The 3,240-nt window shown below is 39.7% G+C and carries 3 protein-coding genes; all 3 read left to right on the top strand.

Features of this window, described 5'->3' with window-relative positions; all coding sequences use genetic code 11:
* Nucleotides 1-784, top strand: a 784-nt coding sequence (locus AB1630_11625; protein ID MEW6104441.1) for a hypothetical protein, incomplete at its 5' end; no start/stop codon positions are given.
* A gap of 22 nt (nt 785-806) precedes the next feature.
* On the top strand, nt 807-2,528 hold the full coding sequence (locus tag AB1630_11620; GenBank protein MEW6104440.1) for a carboxypeptidase-like regulatory domain-containing protein: 1,722 nt from the start codon (nt 807-809) through the stop codon (nt 2,526-2,528).
* A gap of 99 nt (nt 2,529-2,627) precedes the next feature.
* A partial coding sequence (locus AB1630_11615; protein MEW6104439.1) for a hypothetical protein occupies nt 2,628-3,240 on the top strand: 613 nt, incomplete at its 3' end.

Below are 3,240 nucleotides of genomic sequence, written 5' to 3'. Positions count from 1 at the left end.
TTACAACATCGGTCTATGGTTCTATGACCCTTCGGGAAGCCTCACCAAGAGAATAGATAATATAAAATCAAGAGGCGCATGTGCCTTTTCTAAAGATGGCAGCCTCTATGTGGCTGTATCTATTTTAGAAAAAAGGGATGAATCATTCAAGGGCAGAAAAAACAGCCTCGTTGTGTTTAACACAAAAGGGGAAGAGCTCTGGAGATACAAGATAGACAATATGGAATATTTTTATAATATCAAAATCTCTGATGATAAAAGGTTCATTGCAGTATGTTCTGAGGGTTCTCCGCAAGAAGAAGGACAGGCTTCATCCTATTATCTTTATATCTTCAACCAAGAAGGGAACCTCCTTGGCACATATAGTGTGGAGTTTAGCTATGAAACAACCGGGATTTTGGGAAGAAGGAAAGATTATCTTTCTTTCTCTCCGGAAGGAGAATATTTAGCCACCACTGATTACCGCAATCTCTATTTCTTTGATACAAATAGAGGAGAGCTTTTGTGGAGCCATTCTTTTGGTTTTCCCTTCTGTATTTATTCTGTAAGCCTCTCATCAGATGCTAAGCTTATCGCGGTAGGCGGTATATATGAAGTTCCTAATTCTAATTATATTATCCGGCCTGACCGATATATCTGGCTGTTTGATAAATCGGGCAATAAGATTATGGAAAAGAATATAGGAAATTCATATATGGGGGATGTCGTTTTAGAGATTAGCCCTGACGGAAAGCAATTGTTTATGATAACAGACGAGAAGATTGTTTTCTTTAATCTAAAATAAACCTTAAGGAGGTGATTATCTAATGAAAGATTTGATTAAAAAGGCAAGCTTGGGTTTATTCCTAACCGGAATGCTCATCATCCCATTATCCCTATGTGCCATACCCTGGCCGGTTAATGTTACCCCAAATGACAAAGAATGCTTTGGTGGCGCATATATGGATTATCGATATGATGGGATAGACCGGATGTTTCACCATGGATGTGATATTGCCTGTGGCCAGGAAATACCAGTTATCTACACATCTTCTAACAATGGGTATATCGCAGGGATATACATTGATCCTCTCAATCCAAAGTTTTGTTGGATTAGCGTCAAGGAAACATCAGATAGTCCCAATGCCTGGTATTATGGCCATACAACGCATTTTAAAAAGCCAGATGGAACCGATTGGAAAAAAGACGATCCCGTCTCCAAAAACGACCGACTGGCTAAGACAGTAGACTTTGGTATAGCAAATGATCATCTGGAGTTTGGAAAGTGGAAGAATACCGTTGATCCTAAGGGTATCCATATAGGCCTGCTTAATCCTTTACAAGTCCTTGATGATTATGAGGATAATCGTGACCCAGTGATAGATGAATGGAAGTTCTATAGCGAAGATACACAAATGTATATGAATAATAAGCAACTTCGTGGAAAGATTGATATTATCGTTAAGGCATCTGACCAGACAAAGTGGTTTTGGGGGGAATGGTTTAAGAATGATGCGGGGATATATAAGATAGGGTATCAGATTCTAAACAAAGACAAGACACAAGCCTTATCTTCTGAGAGGATTTTAATGGAAGCAACGGAAGAACAGCCTCCCAATAACCTGATTGATGTGGTTTACGATATTGGGCTTTCAGGTAATACTGATTTTTACTATATTCTTACCAATACCGATAATGATGGGGTGGTTGAGCCATCTGACCGTAATGAATGTTGGGATACAACAGGCATTTCTGATGGAGAATATGTGATTCGGGTTAAAGCATGGGATGTTTGCGGAAACTGCAAAACAGATGATCTAACCGTGGCGGTGACAAATAGAACCTCAATGAGGATAAGAGCAATCAATAGAGAAGGAAATCCAGTAGGGGGTGCATCCATTGTGGTTAAGGATTGGCGGGGTGAAGTGGTGGGGAGTGGCACTACTGACTCCAATGGCTACTATACAATAGAGCATATTGCTGGTGAAACATATAGCATAGAGGTTTCAAAGGATGGATATACGAGTGTGCAAGATGTTCCTTTTAATGTTAGCTGGAATTATACCAATACATTAGATATAACTATAGAGAGGCTAGGATATATTACAGGCACAGTGAGAAATAGGGCAACAGGAGCGAACATCCAAGGAGCAAAGGTAGATGCTGGCTTAGGATATATTGCCTATACAAATAACCATGGAGCTTATAAATTTTCATTGCCACCAGGAGATTATAATGTTACTGCATCTTGTGTGAATTATACATCTGAGACAAGATATGGAGTAAGGGTAAGGTCAGGGGAGGAAACCCAGCTTAATTTCGAGCTTTCCCCTGTTCCTCTGGCTAAACCAACCAATCTTCAAGCAACCGCCATCTCTGATGACAAGATTATCCTCTCCTGGCAGGATAACTCTAACAATGAGGATGGATTTAAGATAGAAAGAAAGATAATGGGCAATTTATACAGTCAAATAACTACTGTAGCAGAAGATGTTACGACATACCCAAGCAAAGGAAGGAGGTGCAATATTCTGGGATTTAAAAAATAATGCTTTACAAAATGTATCCAATGGATTATACTTTTATAAAATGAAAACAGATGATTTTTCTGTTGTTAAGTCTATGATTATAAAATAGGAGGTAAAGAGATGGAAAGAAGGATTATTGGGATAGTTTTGGGAATGATGGTTGCAGTATCAACCATTTGGGCAGAGGAGCAGAAAGGGAGTTTTACCCTTGAGCCTATTTGGGAGAAGGAATTTGAAGATGGGCTACGCAAGGTCTGTAGTGAGCTAAAGCCAAGTTCTCTGGGAACAGAAACAGAGGGATTGGCTGAGCCCTCTTTTTCTCTTAAGGCAGTTGAGACAGGAAAGGGCGTAATAAAGTTTTTTAATGAAAAGGGAGAGATAATCTCTGAGATGAAGACGCCAGAAAAAACCAGTATGTATCTCTCAGAGAATGGAAGGTATGTTGCTATTCAATCGGTTGATGACCTAAAGAGGTATTATGAGAAAGGAGAAACTATCCTTGAATTGAAGGAGGCTTTAGGAAATACCCTTTACAAGATAAAAAAGGTTCCTGAGTCTTTTGGAATATCTCCCAATGGTAGAGTGGTGGCAACCCGTCCTTCCCTTCCAGGCCATATTTCAGATTACAACATCGGTCTATGGTTCTATGACCCTTCGGGAAGCCTCACCAAGAGAATAGATAATATAAAATCAAGAGGCGCATGTGCCTTTTCTAAAGATGGCAGCCTCTATG

The organism is bacterium (assembly GCA_040753555.1).
In the GTDB taxonomy this organism is placed as follows: Bacteria; UBA9089; UBA9088; order UBA9088; family UBA9088; genus JBFLYE01.
The sequence above is the reverse complement of the archived record's forward strand: the minus strand, read 5'-3'. Positions and strand labels throughout refer to the sequence as shown.